This is a genomic window from Pseudomonas sp. PARCl1 (genome assembly GCF_947311875.1).
GTDB classification, from domain to species: Bacteria; Pseudomonadota; Gammaproteobacteria; order Pseudomonadales; family Pseudomonadaceae; genus Aquipseudomonas; species Aquipseudomonas juntendi.
The window spans coordinates 1-17,556 of the sequence record NZ_CAMZMX010000014.1; the positions used below are offsets into that span (position 1 = coordinate 1).

A 17,556-nucleotide genomic window follows, 5' to 3' on the forward strand; every position below is an offset into this window, starting at 1 on the left:
GTCACCTCCCTCCGCATGCCCTCCGCTCGGCCTCCTGAAGTCGCGAAGATCAAGATCAAGATCAAGATCAAGATCAAGATCAAGATCAAGATCAACAGCCAGATCAAAAGCCAGATCAAAAGCTGTGCGGGGGTTGAAGAGGTGGGCCAGCGCCACCTGTGCCAGCGGTAGGCGACCTCACTTGGCATGCACCGTGATCGCCACCAGCCGTACAACCACCGGCCTCACCATCAATACACAGACAAACGCCACCGGCATCGCCAACTGATAGGCCTTCAATACATTGCTCAGGTAGTCCGGGGTAACCCCAGCGTTCGCTGCTGTAATAACAAAGCTCATCAATAACGCCATGATCGAAGACATGTAGAACGCGAAAACATAGGGCGTGGCAACGGGGTGCAATTTGCGGCGGCGGCGGGTGGGGGACAGATCGTTCATGCGTACTCCTTGAAGTTAAGTGCAGCCGCAGGCTAGCAACCCTCGCAATGGCAGCAGTAGACCAGCAATACTGAGTTCTTTATAAAGAGATGCTTACGAATCAAGGGCCACTACATGGACCTGCTCAACGCCATCCGTTGCTTCATCAAGGTCGTCGAAGCCGGCAGCATTGCCGCTGGCGCCCGTAACCTCGGCCTCACCCCGGCCGCGGTCAGCCAGAACCTCGCCCGCCTGGAAAGCCACCTGCAAGTGCGCCTGCTTACCCGCACAACCCGTAGCATGTCCCTGACACCCGCAGGCAACCAGTACTACCAACGTGTCAGCCATATCGAACGTGACCTTGCCGAAGCCGAGCAGGCCATCACCACCCCAGACAGTGAACCCCAGGGCCGACTGTGCATTGCTTCGACCTCGGCCTTCGGTCGCCATGTACTGGCTCCCCTGATACCCGCATTCAGCGCCCGTTACCCACTGCTTTCGATAGAATTGGTAACGACCGATCGCCGCGTCAACCATGCCCGTGAAGATGTCGATGTGAGCCTGCGCATCACCCCGCAGTTGGAAGAGCAGCTGCTGGCCCGGCACATCGCCCGTATCCCGTTCATTTGCTGCGCCTCCCCCGGCTACTTGCGAAGCGCCGGCCTACCAAGCACGCCTGAGGCTCTGCGCGATCACCGGTGCCTGGTGTTCCGCTACCCGGTGGACGGCCGCCTGCTACGGTGGGGGTTTATGCGCGACGGGCTGCGCTTCGAGCCGGTGTTCGGCAACGTGCTCATCAGCGACGACATCGATGCGCTGACCCACATGGCCGTGCATGATGGTGGTATTACCCGCCTGGCCGAATTCATCGTGCGGCCACATCTGGCTTCAGGTGCGCTGGTGCCGTTGTTTGAATACAGCGACAACGGCCAGGCATACGCCCAGACCGAGCCGATGGACATCTACCTGTGCCTGGCGGACCGCTTTGCCATGACGCCTGCTGTGCGCGTGTTCACGGCGTACCTGCGTGAACACCTGGCTGACACCTGGCAAGTCCAGACGTGAAAAACCGCCACGAGGGTAATGCCAGTCAGTTAAGTAATTTGGGGCCGCTTTGCGACCCTTCGCGGGCACGCCCGCTCCCACAGGGAATCGCGCTTTTCTTGAGTTCAGCGCCAAACCTGTGGGAGCGGGCGTGCCCGCGAAGGGCTGCAAAGCAGCCCCAGTAACGCTTAACTGACAGGCATCAACCGCGAGGGCGGTTTGTTTCAGGCAGCGCGTACCGTCAGAAACGATAGGTAAGCGACGCACCAACACCGTGCGCGCTGTTCTCGTACTTGGCCTGGTAGCTGCCCTTGGTTGCGCTGACCTGGTTGACCTTGGTGTCTTCTTCCCAAAGGTAGGAATACGCCACGTCAATAGTCATGTCGTCATTCGGGCTCCAGCCTGCGCCCAGGCTGAACACCTTGCGATCACCTGTCGGGATGCGCGGCGAACGGTCGTGGTTGTTGGTTGGCGATTGGTCAACGGTAAAGCCGGTACGCAGTACCCACTCCTTGTTGACCTTGTACGATGCACCAATGGCGTGTGCCCAGGTATCGTGCCAGTTCTGCTCCTCGGTAATGGTCTGGAATGCCGAACCTGCCAGTGGCGCAGGCACATCGTTCTGCACGGTGATGTTTTCCAGGCGGCTCCAGCGCGTCCAGGTGCTGCCCGCGTACAGGGTCCACTGGTCATCGAGTTCGTGTGTAACCGAAAGGTCGACCGATTCCGGCGTCTTGATCTTCAGGCTGGCATCGAACTTGTTGCCGTTAAACGGCCCGATCAGCGGGGTGCTGACGCGGGTATTGCCTTCCAGCTTGTAATCGACCATCGAGTGGTAGGTCAGGCCGACGCGGGTGCGGTCGGTGGCCTGCACCATAAGGCCGATGTTGTAACCAACGGCAGTATCGTCACCCTTGATTTTCACTTCACCATCGTTGCGGCCCGGGGTGAATGGGTTGATCAGGCTGGAGCCCAGCTCACCCTTGATGCGGTTGATCGTTGGACCAAAACCGATCGAGACCTTGTCGTTGAAGGCGTAGCTGACGGTGGGCTGGAAGGTGACGACCTCGACGTGGCTCTTTTTGCCCCAATAGCGCGCAGCGTCATCGCTGCCGTAGTCGGTCACCAGGCCGAACGGCACATAGACACCGAAGCCGACGCTCCAGTGGTCGTCGATAGGTTTGACGTAGTAGCCCATGGGCACGCCAACGACCGGCACCATGTCACCATCGGTTTCCCCCCCGAGGTTGCTGCCTGGCCCGGAAATGTCGGTTTTGGCGATGACGGCTGCGCCGCCCACGGTGAACTGTTCACGTTTGAGGCGGGACATGCCGGCCGGGTTGCCAAACACGGTGCTGGCATCTTCGGCAGAAGAAGAACGTCCCGCGAAACCTGTCCCCATGCTGCTGATGCTCTGTTCGTTCAATGCAAAGCCGCTGGCGAGCAGTTGGCTGGATGCAAGAGCAACGGCTACGCCGAGGGAGGTTTTGAGCATTACTTTTTTCATTATTAGAAAACTCCTTGGGATCTCCGGGGCGAAAAGCTACCAACAAATGACGCGCCGCGCTATAGCCTCAATCGCAGGAGTTAGAGCGGTTTTGTAGGACAATCCGACCAAAATTCCCTTTTTTCCGGCTTTGATGTAGGACGCTTCTCAAGATGCCTGGGGCAATCTTTGATCCACGCAGGTGTGCCAAGCATGAGTGAAGTCGCGCAAGCGGCCTTGGGGGTAGAAAATCTGACGCCATATGCGCGCCAGTGCCAGTAAATCGTCAGCGGCGGGCAAGGGCATGGCGTGCTCTTCGACGAGCATCCAGGCAATGGCCGTGGAGTATCGCAGGTTGACCGTAAGCTCGAGGTGCGGGCCGCCCAGGAAGGCATGCTGGCTCGCCAGGCCCCGGACGAGGCTGGCCAGGTCGGGATCACGGGCCAGGTAGTTATCCCACAGCGCTTGGTGGCGGTGTTCGCCAATGCGGTAGAGGCCGTGCCCGCGTCGGTCGTGCAAGGCAGCCCCGAGTGCCGACTGGCTGGCGGCAATGCCCAGTAACAAGGCTTCTGCGCTGGCGCAGTGACGGTTCAGGTAAACCAGGGTGGGCCGTATCACATACTGACACAATTCATTCGCCGCAATACCCATGATGCCCTCGAACAGTAAAGGGCCGGACGGGCGCTGGAGCTTGGCAGCTGGTGAAGGAGTCAGGCCCGCCGGAAGCGGCAAGTACCGCTCGAGTTGAAGTGTAGTGTGATAATCGTGGTGTAAAGAGCTGTTTTTAAATCAATTGCTGCCTGACGTTGCGGGGTATATGCCCTAAGGCAATTACGCCGTGAACGTTCAGGCAGGTAGACGATGGCATGATTCAGCGTATGAATACTGCAGCATTCGCCGCTCACGCGGTGAGCGACTGGCGAGTCCTTGCAATGACTGCCTGCAAGGGTTCATTGCGGCTGTACTGTTCAGGGTACAGGCGCTCGGTGTGGCAGGCGACGCCGTGTTCGTCTACCAGGGTAAAGCTGAAGCTGCCTTTGCGTGGGGCAACGATAAGGCACTTCAACGGCGAGAAGGCCTGGGAAAGGGTGCCAATGGCAGCCTGAATCTGATGATGGGTTTGCATATTGTTGGATGTTCCTGCTTTAAACACGGGGAGTATGATCCGTGCATGATAGAAACGTTCCAGTGACGCCATTATTAAGGGACGAGCGAACCTGACTGGAACAGGGCAGCCAGAGGGGCGCAATCAAATGTGGGCGCTTGGGCTGACTGGTAGGTACTTCAGAAGGCAGGCAGCACGCCGGTGCCAAGGTTCGCGGCCATCGGGGTGGGATCCTGATCAATCTGTCGGGTGATTCGTGCTTGACCAGCCTGTGGCTGGCGAGTGAATCATCGAATGGGCCGGTCCTGGTTTCAGCAGGGCCGCACTTGGGAGGTGGGCGACTGCAAGGACATGGGGCCAGAATTGACTTTCAGCTTGGTACTAACGAGGCGGACTGTACAGTGAATGAGTGCGCTTGGCAAGCACCGTGTCAGTATTGGGTAGCCGAGCAGTATGGCCTGAATTCGCCAGGCTGGGAAGAGGGTGCAAATGGCCCGTATCGCCACGGATGTGCCCATTGCGTGCATTCAAAAGAGGGCTCACGGTGCATTTGTTCACATTCGGTGCAGGGCTTGTAACAGCACCGCAACAACCCCTGGCGACTTCGCCAATGCCTTGACTGCGTGGTTAAGTCAATGAAAAAAAACACTATTTTCAGCTGGTGAAAAAATCGTCAGTTTGACTGAAGCCCACAGTTTACGGGGGTTTGCGGGGTGTGTCATAGGGTTGTCCACCGAGTTATCCACAGGAACTGTGGATTGTCCCCGGCACTTGCTCTAGCACGGGCGTATCAGCTACGCGCCGAGCTGTCCGACAATCGCGAAGCCTGGACGACTAGCCCAACCATTCGCCGGCGAACGTCAAGAAAAGATCATCTAAAATTTTTTTCATTGTTCCGGATTCGACAGGCCATGGCGGAAAAAAAAGCGTACAGTGGCGCGCCTTTCGCATTGCCTGACGTGTTGCCATGAAGTTCCGCAGTAAACACCTCGCCAACTCCGCCGCCCCTACACCACCCCCTGACGCCGAGCGGTTCAGCTTGAAAGTGGCCTTGTGGCTGCTCGATAGCCCGCGCCTCGGTGACAAGCCCCAGGTCAAGCATCTGGCGGGCCGCCTGCTGAAGCAGCCGGCCCGCCAGGGTGTGGTGGTGGCGCAAAGCCGGCTAGGGCAAATGCTGTGCCGGGATTGCGGCAATGCCCGTGACCGGCGCATTGGCCATGAGTTACTGCGCCAGGCAGCGCGGGCCGGGGACCGGCGGGCGCAGCTGGAATACGCGCGGTTGTGCCAGCACAACGCGCCGGCGCAGGCGCGTTACTGGCTGGAGCTTGCGGCGGGGCAAGGTTCGCAGGAAGCGCGGCGGCTGCTGGGGCAGTGGTTTGCGGGTTGAAGGCTGATAAGCTGCACCCATTCGTACAGCGCGTTCGGGGTAAGCATGACAGTGGATCTGGCCAGCATTCTGCTCGGCGTGGTGGCAGGGGCTTTGCCCTGCCTGGGGTGGATCATTCAGCTCCAGCGCCGTCAGGGTGCACGGCAGGGCGAGCAGGCATTGCTGGAGGAGCGCCTCAACGCCGCCCAGTTGGCCCAGGCCGGGCTGCAAGCGCAGCTGGATGCCAGCCGCGACGAAATCAGCGACCTCAGCGAAGCCAATACCCTCAAGCAGAGCCAGCTGGCCGCCCAGGGTCGTGAGCTGGAGTTGCTGCAGATCGACCGCGACAACGCCCGCGACGCCGCCCATGCCTGGCACCTCGAACGCGCCAACCGCGAAGCCGAACTGCGCCGCCTGGAGGCGCAAAGCGCACGCCTGGAGGCTGAACTGCGCGAACAGCAGGAAAGCCACCAGCAACGCCTCGAAGACCTGCAAGAAGCCCGTGACACCCTGCGTGCCCAGTTCGCCGAAATGGCCACCAAGATCTTCGACGAGCGTGAGCAGCGCTTTGCCCAGACCAGCCAGCAGCACCTTGGCCAGTTGCTCGACCCCCTCAAGGAACGCATCCAGTCGTTCGAAAAACGGGTCGAGGAGAGCTACCAACAGGAAGCCCGGGAGCGCTTCTCGCTGGGCAAGGAGCTGGAGCGCCTGCAACAGCTCAACCTGCGCCTGTCCGACGAAGCTACCAACCTGACCCAGGCACTGAAGGGCCAGAAAACCCAGGGCAACTGGGGCGAGTTGATTCTCGAACGGGTACTGGAGCATGCCGGTCTGGAGAAGGGCCGTGAGTACCAGACCCAGGTCAGCCTGAAGAGCGCCGATGGCGAGCGCTTCCAGCCCGATGTGCTGATCATGCTGCCGGGCGACAAGCAGGTGGTGGTGGATGCCAAGGTCAGCCTCACGGCCTACCAGCAGTTCGTTTCCAGCAATGACGAGGCCGCGCTCAAGCAGCATGTGCAATCGCTGCGCAGCCATGTCAAAGGCTTGTCGAGCAAGGATTACAACCGCCTCGAAGGCCTGCACAGCCTCGACTTCGTGTTGCTGTTCGTGCCCATCGAGGCGGCCTTCTCGGCGGCCCTGCAGGCGGAGCCGAACCTGTTCCAGGAAGCTTTCGACCGGCAGATCGTGATCGTCAGCCCCACGACCTTGCTGGCGACGTTGCGGGTGATCGACAGCCTCTGGAAGCAGGAACGCCAAGGCCAGAACGCCCGGGAGATCGCCGAGCGGGCCGGCTGGCTATACGACAAGTTCGTCCTGTTCATCCAGGACCTGGACGAGCTGGGCAGTCGCCTGCAACAGGTGGACAAAGCCTATGCTGCGGCGCGCAACAAGTTGTGCGAGGGGCGCGGTAACCTGGTAAGCCGCAGCGAGCAATTGAAGTTGCTCGGCGCCCGCGCCAGCAAAAGCCTGCCGCCCGACCTGCTGGAACGGGCGCTGGCCGACGCGGCGCTGGCCGATCAAGCGCTTACTGAACCAGGTTCAGATGGCGATTGAGCATAGCGCGCAGGGCCGCAGGCTTGACCGGCTTGGCCAGGTAGTCGAGGCCGGACGCATGCACCAGGGCAATGGTTTCCTTGCTGCCGTCGGCACTGATCACCACACCCGGTACGGGCTCACCCAACCGCGCACGTAGCCAGCCCATCAGCCCGGTGCCGGTCTCGCCGTCGTCCAGGTGGTAGTCCACCAGCGCCAGGTGCGGGCGCAGGCCGTGGTCCAGCAAGGTGGCGCATTCGGCCTGGTTACGCGCAGTAGACACCTGGCAACCCCAACGGCTGAGCAGGCTGTTCATGCCGATCAGAATGCTGTCTTCATTGTCTACGCACAGTACCTGCAAGCCTGCCAGCGGCTGGCTCGCCTGCTCCAGCGGGGCGGGCTGTGCCGGCGCGGCCTGGCGGGCGATGGGCACACTGACCCGAAACACCGTACCTTTGCCTGGCCATGAACGTACTTCCAGTGGGTGGCCGAGCACCCGGCACAGGCCGTCGGCGATCGCCAGGCCCAGGCCCAGGCCCTTTTCGGCACGGGTCTGGTGGCTGTCCAGGCGCTTGAATTCCTGGAAGATCACCTGCAGCTTGTCGTCGGCGATGCCTGGGCCGCGGTCCCAGACTTCCAGCCACAGCCGCCCGCCCTGGCGCCGTGCCCCCAGCAGAATCGGGCTTTTGCCATAGCGCAGGGCGTTGGTAAGAAAGTTCTGCAGCACCCGGCGCAGCAGTTTCATGTCACTGTCCACCCGCAGGCGGCTGCCGCGCAGGCGGAATTCCAGGCCCTTCTCGGCAGCCAGCAGCTTGAACTCGGCGCCGAGGGTGTCGAACAGTTCGGTAAGGGCGAAGGGCTTGGCGTCTGGCGTGATCTTGCCGTTTTCCAGGCGCGAGATGTCCAGCAGGTCGCTGATCAGCTCCTCTGCCGAGCGCAGTGAGCTGTCCATGTGCTGCACCAACTGCCGGGCTTCTTCATTCATGCCTTCGGCCTGCTGCGACAAGGCGGCGGAAAACAGCCGCGCAGCGTTCAACGGTTGCATCAGGTCATGGCTGACTGCAGCCAGGAAGCGGGTCTTGGACTTGCTGACCGCTTCGGCCTGGCTCTTGGCTTCGGACAATGCCTGGTTCAGTTGCGACAGTTCATGGGTGCGCTCGGCCACCCGTTGCTCCAGGCCTTCGTTGGCATCGCGCAGTGCCTGTTCGGCCTCGCGGAACGGCGTGATGTCGGTGAAACTCATGACGAACCCGCCCCCGGGCATCGGGTTGCCGATCAACTCGATCACCCGGCCGTTGGGGAACAACCGCTCGGAGGAGTGCGCACGGCCCTGGCGCATCCAGTGCAGGCGGCGCGCCACGTGCACCTGGGCCTCGCCGGGGCCGCACAACCCGCGCTCGGCGTTGTAACGGATGATGTCGGCAATCGGCCGGCCGACACTGATCAGCCCCTCCGGGTAGTTGAACAGCTCCAGGTAACGGCGGTTCCAGGCCACCAGGTGCAGGTTCTGGTCGACCACGCTGATGCCTTGGTTGATGTTCTCGATGGCGCCCTGCAGCAGGGCGCGGTTGAACTGCAGGACTTCGCTGGCTTCATCGGCGATGCGCACTACGTCTTCCAGCTGCATGTCGCGGCCTTCGATGGCCGCCTTGACAACCGCGCGGGTCGACGAGGTGCCCAGCACGCCGGCCAGCAGCCGTTCGGTGTGTTCGATCCAGTCGCCGTCCGCGTTCTGGTTGGGGTTGAAGCCCTTGCCCTGGCGGTAGGCAAAGCGGATGAAGCTCTGCCGGGCGCGCTCTTCGCCGACAAAGCGCGATGCCAGGGTCAGCAGGTCGTCGATCTGTACCGCCAGCAGCGGCTTGCTGCTGGGCCGGGCGCTGGTCTGCTGGCCAATGAAGCGGCCAGCCTGCCAATGTTCGGACACCCGCGTGCGCGACAGCAGCGACACCCAGGCGAACAGGGTGAAGTTACCCGCCAGCGACAACACCACGCCTTGGGTCAGGGGACTGATCGGCAGGTTCAGCGGGTTGCCGTGCAGCCAAGCCAGCCCTGGGAACACCTGCAGGGGCCAGCCCACACTGTGCGCGGCAATCGGCAACACCAAGGTGTAGAACCACAGGAAGATACCGGCAGCCAGGCCGGCAAACACGCCGCGGCGGTTGGCCTGCTTCCAGTACAGCGCGCCGAGCATGGCCGGGGTCAATTGGGTCACGGCGGCAAACGCGATCTGGCCGATGGTTGCCAGGCTGGCGGTCGAGCCCAGCAGGCGATAGCTGACATAGGCCAGCAGCAGGATCACCACGATGGTCACCCGGCGCACCGAGAGCATCCAGTGACGGAACGCTTCGAACGGCCGTTCGGCATTGTTGCGGCGTAGCAGCCAGGGCAGCAGCATGTCGTTGGAGACCATGGTCGACAGTGCCACGGCCTCGACGATGACCATGCCGGTGGCTGCCGAGGCGCCGCCGATGAACGCCAGCAGCGCCAGGCTCGGGTGGGCCTCGGCCAGCGGCAGGCTGATCACGAACGAGTCGGAAATCACGGCCCCTGGCAGCAGCATTTGCCCGGCCAGGGCAATCGGCACCACGAACAGGGCAGCCAGCCCCAGGTACAGGGGGAACACCCAGCGGGCCAGGCGCAGGTCTTGTGGTTCGATGTTCTCCACCACAGTAACGTGGAACTGCCGCGGCAGGCAGATGATCGCCATCATCGCCACGGCGGTCTGCACCACCATGGAGGGCCAATTGATGGTCTCCTGCCAGTAATCCTGCAACTGAATCGACTGGCGTGCCTGGCTGAACAGGTCGCCGAAGCCGTCATACAGGTTGAACACCACGAAGATGCCCACAGCCAGGAAGGCCAGCAGCTTGATCAGCGATTCGAAGGCAATGGCCAGGACCATGCCACGGTGGTGTTCGGTCACGTCCAGGCTGCGCGTGCCAAACACGATGGCGAACAGCGCCAATACCAGCGACACCACCAGCGCGGTGTCCTGGACGCGTGTGCCGGTGGCGTCGGCACTGGCGCCGATCAGCAAGTTCACGCCCAGCACGATGCCCTTGAGCTGCAGGGCGATGTAGGGCAGCACGCCAACCAGGCAGATCAGCGCCACCACCACCGCCAGGGTCTGCGACTTGCCATAGCGTGCGGCGATGAAGTCGGCGATCGAGGTGATGTTCTGCTGCTTGCTGATCAGCACCATCTTCTGCAACACCCAAGGCGCAAAAATCAGCAGCAGTACCGGGCCCAGGTAGATCGGCAAGAACGCCCACAGTTGTTCGGCGGCCTGGCCAACGGCGCCGAAGAAGGTCCAGCTGGTGCAGTACACGGCCAGCGACAGGCTGTACACCCAGGCACGCAGCTTGGGCGGCAACGGCGTGCTGCGGCGGTCGCCATAGAAGGCGATGGCGAACATGATGGCCATATAGGCCAGGGCGACCACGGCGATCAGCCCGCTGGACAACGACATGAAAACTCCGAAGCAATAAGATAACGCGGTCCCGATCTACCAGTCTGGCACGCTGGTGGCGCTTCGTCAGCGCCGACGATGGTCGCAGTGGCGCGTGGTCGCAGGGCCCGGCTTCGCTGACCGGTACCGGCCCTGTCGCCAGCAAGGCAGCTGACGCCTCAGAACCGCGACAAGCGGAGGATTGACAGCCCGGCATACGCGGGGAATACTGCCTCCAGAATTCATATATATGTTTATATAACAACAAGAGAGCGAGACCCATGCACCCACTGTCCGGTGATGCTCGACTGCCCCGTTACCAACAACTGCGCGACCACTTGCTCGAGCAGATTGCCAACAACCGCTGGCGCCCAGGCGAAGCGATCCCGACTGAGGCTGCCTTGGCCACCGAGTTCGACATGTCAGTCGGCACCGTGCGCAAAGCCGTGGACGTACTGGTGGCTGAAGGCGTGCTGGAGCGTCAGCAGGGGCGCGGTACCTTCGTGCGCCGCCCGCAATTCCAGTCTTCGCTGTTCCGGTTCTTCCGCTTCGAAGCCGCCAATGGCCAGCGCGCGGTGCCTGAAAGCCGCATTCTTGCCATCGAGCCGATGACTGCGCCTTCGGCGGTCGCCGAAGCACTGGGCCTGGCGGTTCACAGCGAGGTGATCCGAATTGTCCGTACGCGCCTGCTCGGCGCCCAGCCGGTACTGGCCGAAGAAATCTGGTTGCCGCGCCAGACGTTCCAACCGTTGCTGGAGGTCGACCTGAACAGCGAGGGGCCGCTGCTGTACCCCCTCTACGAAGCACTGTGCGGCCAGGTGGTCGCCTACGCCGAAGAAACCCTCACCGCCGAAGCGGTTGACGCGGCGCATGGCCGCTTGCTGCAACTGCCGGCCGGCAGCCCGGTGGTGGTGATCGAGCGCCTGGCCCGTGACTACGCCGGCAAGCCGCTGGAATGGCGCCGCTCACGCGGCCATGCGCAGCACTTCCGCTACCGCATCGACATTCGCTAAGCCGGCGGCTGCACCCCGTTTCCCTCTGCGCCGTGCACACGCGGCGCGGTGGTTCCGCTTGCCTGGCGGTCACAGGCACACACTAGAAGGATAACAGTCATGTTCAGTTGGTATCGCCAGATCACCTCGCGGGAACGCAAGACATTCTGGGCCTGTTTCGGCGGCTGGTCGCTCGATGCGCTGGAAGTGCAGATGTTCGGCCTGGCCATCCCGGCGCTGATCGCCGCGTTCTCCCTGAGCAAAGGCGATGCCGGCCTGATCAGTGGCCTGACCCTGGTGACTTCGGCCATCGGCGGCTGGCTGGGTGGCACCTTGTCCGACCGCTACGGCCGCGTGCGGACCCTGCAGTGGATGATCCTCTGGTTCTCGTGCTTCACCTTCCTCTCGGCGTTCGTCACCGGTTTTTACCCCTTGCTGTTGGTCAAGGCCATGCAAGGCTTCGGTATCGGCGGCGAGTGGGCTGCCGGCGCCGTGCTGATGGCCGAAACCATCAACCCGAAATACCGCGGCAAGGTCATGGGCACGGTGCAGAGCGCCTGGGCCGTGGGCTGGGGCCTGGCCGTGGCACTGTTCATGCTGATCTACTCGCTGGTGCCGCAGGAATTTGCCTGGCGGGTGATGTTCTTCGTCGGCCTGTTGCCGTCGTTGCTGATCCTTTGGGTACGCCGCAACGTGCCCGAGCCGGACAGCTTCCAGCGCCTGCACAACGCCAATGCCATCCCTGCCAGCTTCCTGCACTCCATGGCCGGCATCTTCCGCCCGCAGCTGTTGCGCGTGACCTTGCTGGGCGGCCTGCTTGGCCTGGGCGCCCATGGTGGGTACCACGCGGTGATGACCTGGCTGCCGACCTTCCTCAAAACCGAGCGCAACTTGTCGGTGCTGAACTCCGGTGGTTACCTGGCGGTGATCATCCTGGCCTTCTGGTGCGGTTGCGTGGTCAGCGGCCTGCTGATCGACCGCATCGGCCGGCGCAAGAATATTCTGCTGTTCGCCCTGTGCTGCGTGCTGACCGTACAAGCCTATGTGTTCTTCCCGCTGACCAACACGCAGATGCTGTTCCTCGGCTTCCCGCTGGGCTTTTTCGCCGCCGGTATCCCGGCCAGTCTGGGGGCGTTTTTCAATGAGCTGTACCCGGCCGAGGTGCGCGGTGCCGGGGTGGGCTTCTGCTACAACTTCGGCCGCGTACTGTCGGCAGTGTTCCCGTTCCTGGTCGGCCACATGAGCGAGTCGATGTCCTTGGGCAGCGCCATTGGTATCGACGCTGGCATCGCCTATGGCGTGGCGGTGATCGCCGCCTTGTGCTTGCCGGAGACCCGCGGGCGCACCCTCGAAAATGCCACGGCGCCGCACACCGCCGGGGCAGTTGCCAAATAACCTGACTTTTCTGTATGAGAGCCATGCCCGACGTACCTCCTTTACACCTGAGCGCGATCGACAGCCACGCCCACGTTTTCAGCCGTGGGCTGGCGCTGGCCAGTGAGCGGCGCTATGCCCCTGATTACGATGCGCCGCTGGGCGACTACCTGGGCCAGCTGCTGGCCCATGGTTTCAGCCATGGCGTGCTGGTGCAGCCGAGTTTCCTCGGCACCGACAACCGCTACCTGCTCAGCGCCCTGCAGGCTGTGCCGCAGCAACTGCGCGGGGTGGTGATGCTGGCGCCCGATGTCGAGCCACACACCCTTGCCGACATGGCCCGGTCAGGCGTGCGTGGTGTGCGCCTGAACCTGATGGGTCAGACCCTGCCGGACCTGGCCAGTGGCCGCTGGCGACCGCTGCTCGAACGCATTGGCGAACAAGGCTGGCACCTGGAACTGCACCGGCAGGTGGCGGACATACCGGCACTGGTCCGCGCGCTACAACCCTATGGCCTGAACATCGTGATCGACCATTTCGGCCGCCCCGATGCCCGCCGTGGGCTGGGCCAGCCCGGGTTCGCCGAACTGTTGACCCTGGGCGGGCAGGGCAAGGTTTGGGTGAAGGTGTCGGGGATCTACCGGCTGGCGGGGGCGCCGGACGAGAATCTGGCCTTCGCGCGCTCGGCACTGTGCGCGCTGGAAGCGCACTACGGCGCCGAGCGCTTGATGTGGGGCAGTGATTGGCCGCATACCCAGCATGAGTCGACGACCAGCTTTGCCACTGCAGTGCAGCAGTTCGAGGCCTTGGGTTGCTCGGCCCAGCTGCGCCAGGCCCTGCTGGTGGATACCGCGCGGGCTTTGTTCGGTTTCGAATGAGCGCCTGCCGGGCGCGATCGACCCGCTGAGCGTGGCGGGTTCTGCCCCTGCGCTTGCCAGCCGCTGCCTTTCCCATGCAGATTTGTGGCCTGGTGCGCCCGGCGCGCCTCCAATTGAAAAGCCATCAGGACCAAGGACGATGAGTCATTCCTCGCAATTCACCTTGCTCGGCAAGCGGCGCTTCCTGCCGTTTTTCATCACTCAGTCGCTGGGTGCCTTCAACGACAACCTGTTCAAGCAGTCGCTGATCCTGGCGATCCTGTTCAAGCTCAGCCTGGGCGAGGGTGACCGGTCGATCTGGGTCAACCTGTGTGCCTTGCTGTTCATTCTGCCGTTTTTCCTGTTTTCGGCGTTAGGTGGGCAGTTTGGCGAAAAGTTTGCCAAGGACGCGCTGATCCGCGCCATCAAGCTGGCCGAGATCGCCATCATGGCGGTCGGCGCCCTGGGCTTCATCACCAACCACCTGGCGCTGATGCTGGTGGCGCTGTTCGGCATGGGCACGCATTCGGCGCTGTTCGGCCCGGTGAAGTATTCCATCCTGCCCCAGGCCCTGCGTGAAGAAGAGCTGGTCGGTGGCAACGGGCTGGTCGAAACCGGCACCTTCCTTGCCATCCTGGCAGGCACCATCGGCGCCGGGGTGATGATGTCGGCCGACAGCTACGCCACCGTGGTGGCCGGGGGGGTGGTCGGCACTGCGGTGCTGGGCTACCTGGCCAGCCGCTGGATCCCGCGGGCAGCCGCGGCCTCGCCGAACATGCCGCTGGACTGGAATATCTTCAAGCAATCCTGGGTGATCCTGCGCATGGGCCTGGGCCAGCCGCCGGCAGTGTCGCGCTCGATCGTCGGCAACTCGTGGTTCTGGTTTGTCGGTGCCATCTACCTTACGCAGAGTCCGGCCTACGCCAAGGACTGGCTGCACGGTGACGGCACCGTGGTAACGCTGGTGCTGACGCTGTTCTCGGTGGGCATCGCGCTGGGCTCTCTGCTGTGCGAACGGCTCAGCGGGCGCAAGGTGGAAATCGGCCTGGTGCCATTCGGCTCGTTCGGCCTGACCCTGTTCGGGTTGCTGTGGTGGTGGCACTCTGGCGATGTGCCAGCGGCTGCTGCGCCGCATGACTGGCTGGCGCTGCTGGGCATGAGCCAGGCCTGGTGGATCCTGCTGTCGATCATGGGCCTGGGGGTGTTCGGCGGCTTCTATATCGTGCCGCTGTATGCCTTGATCCAGGCCCGCACCGGCGAAGACCAGCGCGCCCGGGTAATCGCGGCCAACAACATCCTCAATGCCCTGTTCATGGTGGTGTCGGCACTGCTCACCATCCTCCTGCTGGGCCTGGCCAAGCTGAGCATCCCCCAGCTGTTCCTGGTGGTGTCGCTGCTCAATATCGCGGTCAACGCCTACATTTTCAGGATCGTGCCCGAGTTCACCATGCGCTTCTTGATCTGGCTGCTCAGCCATTCGATGTACCGCGTGCAGCACCGTGACCTCCAGCGCATTCCCGACCAGGGTGCGGCGTTGCTGGTGTGCAACCATGTCTCGTTCGTCGACGCGCTGCTGTTGGGTGGGGCGATCCGCCGGCCGATCCGCTTTGTCATGTACTACAAGATCTACAACCTGCCGGTGCTCAACTTTGTTTTCCGTACCGCAGGGGCCATCCCGATTGCCGGGCGCAATGAAGACCAGGCCACGTACGAGCGGGCCTTCGCACGCATTGCCGCGTACCTGGCCGACGGCGAACTGGTGTGCATCTTCCCGGAGGGCAAACTGACCGGTGATGGTGAAATCGATGTGTTCAAGGGGGGCGTCAAGCGCATCCTCGAAGAAACCCCGGTGCCGGTGATTCCGCTGGCCTTGCAGGGCTTGTGGGGCAGTTTCTTCAGCCGCGACCCACGCAAAGGCTTCTTCAAGCGGTTGTGGTCGCGGGTGACCATCGTGGCCGGTGCCGCCATCCCGGTGGAGGCGGCGCAGCCAGAGGCCCTGCGTGAGCAGGTCAGCCGCTTGCGCGGCAACCTGCGCTAGGGGAGGGGATCAGCTGGCGCTGACCTTCAGGCCGACCAGGCCGGTGATGATCAGCGCCACGCTAACCAGGCGTACCAGGGCCATGGATTCGCCGAACAGGATAATGCCGGCGATCACCGTGCCCACGGCCCCCACCCCGGTCCAGATGGCGTAGGCAGTGCCCAGCGGCAACTCCTTCATGGCCAGGCCCAGAAGGCCGAGGCTGATAGCCATGGCGGCGACGGTGAGTACGGTGGGCAGTGGCTTGCTGAAGCCGTCGGTGTATTTGAGGCCTACGGCCCAGCCGACCTCGAACAGGCCGGCGAAGAACAGGATGATCCAGGACATGGTGCTTCTCCATCGTGGTGAATGATGGGGCCGTCCCCGTAATGATCACGCGGTGCGTCGTGAGGTCGTCCTCACAGTGAGCACTATAGTGCACACCTGCAGGTTTCAGGGCAAGACGCGAGACGCAAGCTGCAAGCTGCAAGAAAAACCCAAAGCAGGGGTGCCGTGTTCGATGCGGCACCGTAGTACTTTCACTTGCCACTTGCCACTTGCCACTTGCCACTTGCCACTTGCCACTTGCCTTTCGCTACTGCTTTCAGACCCCCTGCGGAATCTCCTCGCCACCCAGGGCCTCGAACAGCACCGGCAAGAATTCGGCAAAGGTCATCATCATCAGCTGGAAGCTGGCGTCGAACTGCTGGGCCGCCTCATCGCCACCGTCCTGTTCGGCCTGTTCCTGCAGCAGCTCTTCGAACTTCAGGCGCTTGATGACCATCTTGTCGTCGAGGATGAACGACAGCTTGTCCTGCCAGGCCAGGGCCAGTTGGGTAACCACCTTGCCGGTGCTCAGGTGCAGCTGGATTTCTTCGCCGGTCAGGTCCTGGCGTTTGCAGCGCACGATGCCACCGTCTTCGGCGGTGTCGCGCAGTTCGCACTCGTCCAGCACGTAGAAGCCTTCAGCAGCCTGTTGCGACTTGACCCAGTCGGTCATGGTAGCAACCGGTGCGATTTTTACCGTGGCTGGGCGCACTGGCAGCGAGCCCATCACTTCACGCAGGGTCGACAGCAGGTCTTCGGCACGCTTGGCGCTGGCCGAGTTGACCAGGATCACACCCTGACGCGGGGCAATGGCAGCGAAAATCATCGAGCGGCGGATGAACGCGCGCGGCAGGAAGGCCTGGATGATCTCATCCTTGATCTGGTCGCGTTCCTTCTTGTAGACCTTGCGCATCTGCTCGGTCTCGATCTCTTCGACCTTTTCCTTCACGGCGTCATTGACCACGCTGCTTGGCAGGATGCGTTCTTCCTTGCGTGCGGCAATCAGCAGGTACTCGCCGCTGACATGCACCAAGGGCGCGTCTTCGCCTTTGCCGAACGGTGCGATGAAACCATAGGTGGACAGCTCCTGGCTGGCACAGGCGCGGGCCGGCTTGCTGGCCAGGGCGGCCTCCAGCGCTTCAGGCTCGAACGGTACTTCCTGGGTCAGGCGGTAGGTCAGCAGGTTCTTGAACCACATGCGGGGCAATCTCTCATTAATGCATAAGGCGGGCATTATTCTCCGAGCAGTGCTCCCAGGCCAACCCTGTCAGAGGGCCAGCAGTGGTTAATGGCGCAAGAAAACGCCTGGCAACGCTAGGTCTTTGAAAGGCCTGAGGTTTTTTTTGAAAAAAGTTTAAAAAGTGCTTGCCAGGGTGCAGGGGCGTACGTAGAATGCGCGCCACACCGAGAGACATGGGTGATTAGCTCAGCCGGGAGAGCATCTGCCTTACAAGCAGAGGGTCGGCGGTTCGATCCCGTCATCACCCACCACTCGATGTATAGCGCAGCGGTAGTTCAGTCGGTTAGAATACCGGCCTGTCACGCCGGGGGTCGCGGGTTCGAGTCCCGTCCGCTGCGCCATATTCAACT

At 62.4% G+C, this 17,556-nt stretch carries 14 protein-coding genes and 2 tRNA genes; 9 read left to right on the forward strand and 7 right to left on the reverse strand.

Translation table 11 applies throughout. The annotated features are described in order from the left end of the window. Nucleotides 1–177 precede the first annotated feature (177 nt). Nucleotides 178–438 (reverse strand): DUF2798 domain-containing protein, encoded by a 261-nt coding sequence (locus tag QME24_RS10105; protein WP_009686210.1) that lies wholly within the window; start codon nt 436–438, stop codon nt 178–180. A 114-nt stretch (nt 439–552) separates the two neighbouring features. On the opposite strand from QME24_RS10105, the gene QME24_RS10110 reads away from it, so the two are divergent. Continuing rightward, nucleotides 553–1,482 (forward strand): LysR family transcriptional regulator, encoded by a 930-nt coding sequence (locus tag QME24_RS10110; RefSeq protein WP_029888088.1) that lies wholly within the window; start codon nt 553–555, stop codon nt 1,480–1,482. Between the two features lie 220 nt (nt 1,483–1,702). On the opposite strand, the gene QME24_RS10115 is transcribed toward QME24_RS10110, so the two are convergent. The 3 genes from QME24_RS10115 to QME24_RS10125 form a co-directional block, all read right to left on the reverse strand. Beyond that, nucleotides 1,703–2,968 carry an outer membrane protein transport protein gene (locus tag QME24_RS10115; protein ID WP_281690829.1) on the reverse strand — a complete coding sequence of 422 codons (1,266 nt, stop codon included), beginning with the start codon at nt 2,966–2,968 and terminating at the stop codon, nt 1,703–1,705. Between the two features lie 147 nt (nt 2,969–3,115). Beyond that, nucleotides 3,116–3,598, reverse strand: a complete 483-nt coding sequence (locus tag QME24_RS10120) for a hypothetical protein (RefSeq protein ID WP_029886692.1) — start codon at nt 3,596–3,598, stop codon at nt 3,116–3,118. Between the two features lie 250 nt (nt 3,599–3,848). Then, nucleotides 3,849–4,073 carry a hypothetical protein gene (locus tag QME24_RS10125; RefSeq protein ID WP_009686213.1) on the reverse strand — a complete coding sequence of 75 codons (225 nt, stop codon included), beginning with the start codon at nt 4,071–4,073 and terminating at the stop codon, nt 3,849–3,851. 946 nt (nt 4,074–5,019) lie between these two features. Here QME24_RS10125 and QME24_RS10130 point away from each other — a divergent pair. Both QME24_RS10130 and rmuC read left to right on the forward strand, forming a co-directional pair. Then, a complete protein-coding gene (locus QME24_RS10130) occupies nt 5,020–5,439 on the forward strand; it encodes a sel1 repeat family protein (protein ID WP_029886691.1) in 420 nt (139 codons plus the stop codon). Nucleotides 5,440–5,598: 159 nt separating this feature from the next. After that, nucleotides 5,599–6,972 (forward strand): DNA recombination protein RmuC, encoded by a 1,374-nt coding sequence (rmuC, locus tag QME24_RS10135; RefSeq protein ID WP_161893205.1) that lies wholly within the window; start codon nt 5,599–5,601, stop codon nt 6,970–6,972. Here the strand turns inward: rmuC and QME24_RS10140 are convergent. Next, a complete protein-coding gene (locus tag QME24_RS10140) occupies nt 6,944–10,420 on the reverse strand; it encodes a PAS domain-containing hybrid sensor histidine kinase/response regulator (RefSeq protein ID WP_281690830.1) in 3,477 nt (1,158 codons plus the stop codon). The two genes, rmuC and QME24_RS10140, sit on opposite strands and share 29 nt — an antisense overlap. Nucleotides 10,421–10,680: 260 nt before the next feature. Here QME24_RS10140 and QME24_RS10145 point away from each other — a divergent pair, with 260 nt between their 5' ends. From QME24_RS10145 to QME24_RS10160, 4 genes are all read left to right on the forward strand, one after another. Next, on the forward strand, nt 10,681–11,412 hold the full coding sequence (locus QME24_RS10145) for a GntR family transcriptional regulator (RefSeq protein ID WP_029886688.1): 732 nt from the start codon (nt 10,681–10,683) through the stop codon (nt 11,410–11,412). Between the two features lie 99 nt (nt 11,413–11,511). Beyond that, a complete protein-coding gene (locus QME24_RS10150) occupies nt 11,512–12,786 on the forward strand; it encodes an MFS transporter (protein WP_029886687.1) in 1,275 nt (424 codons plus the stop codon). A 23-nt stretch (nt 12,787–12,809) separates the two neighbouring features. Then, a complete protein-coding gene (locus QME24_RS10155) occupies nt 12,810–13,643 on the forward strand; it encodes an amidohydrolase family protein (protein ID WP_029886686.1) in 834 nt (277 codons plus the stop codon). A gap of 139 nt (nt 13,644–13,782) precedes the next feature. Next, complete coding sequence (locus QME24_RS10160; RefSeq protein WP_281690831.1) at nt 13,783–15,660, forward strand: MFS transporter; 1,878 nt, start codon at nt 13,783–13,785, stop codon at nt 15,658–15,660. A gap of 9 nt (nt 15,661–15,669) precedes the next feature. On the opposite strand, the gene sugE is transcribed toward QME24_RS10160, so the two are convergent. Together sugE and rdgC are read right to left on the reverse strand one after the other, a co-directional pair. Beyond that, nucleotides 15,670–15,987 carry a quaternary ammonium compound efflux SMR transporter SugE gene (gene sugE, locus QME24_RS10165; RefSeq protein ID WP_009686221.1) on the reverse strand — a complete coding sequence of 106 codons (318 nt, stop codon included), beginning with the start codon at nt 15,985–15,987 and terminating at the stop codon, nt 15,670–15,672. Between the two features lie 256 nt (nt 15,988–16,243). After that, complete coding sequence (gene rdgC / locus QME24_RS10170; RefSeq protein ID WP_009686222.1) at nt 16,244–17,164, reverse strand: recombination-associated protein RdgC; 921 nt, start codon at nt 17,162–17,164, stop codon at nt 16,244–16,246. Nucleotides 17,165–17,381: 217 nt separating this feature from the next. Here rdgC and QME24_RS10175 point away from each other — a divergent pair. Both QME24_RS10175 and QME24_RS10180 read left to right on the forward strand, forming a co-directional pair. Then, a tRNA-Val gene (locus tag QME24_RS10175) sits at nt 17,382–17,457 on the forward strand. 13 nt (nt 17,458–17,470) lie between these two features. Further along, nucleotides 17,471–17,547 (forward strand) — tRNA-Asp (locus QME24_RS10180). The last annotated feature ends 9 nt before the right edge of the window (nt 17,548–17,556 follow it).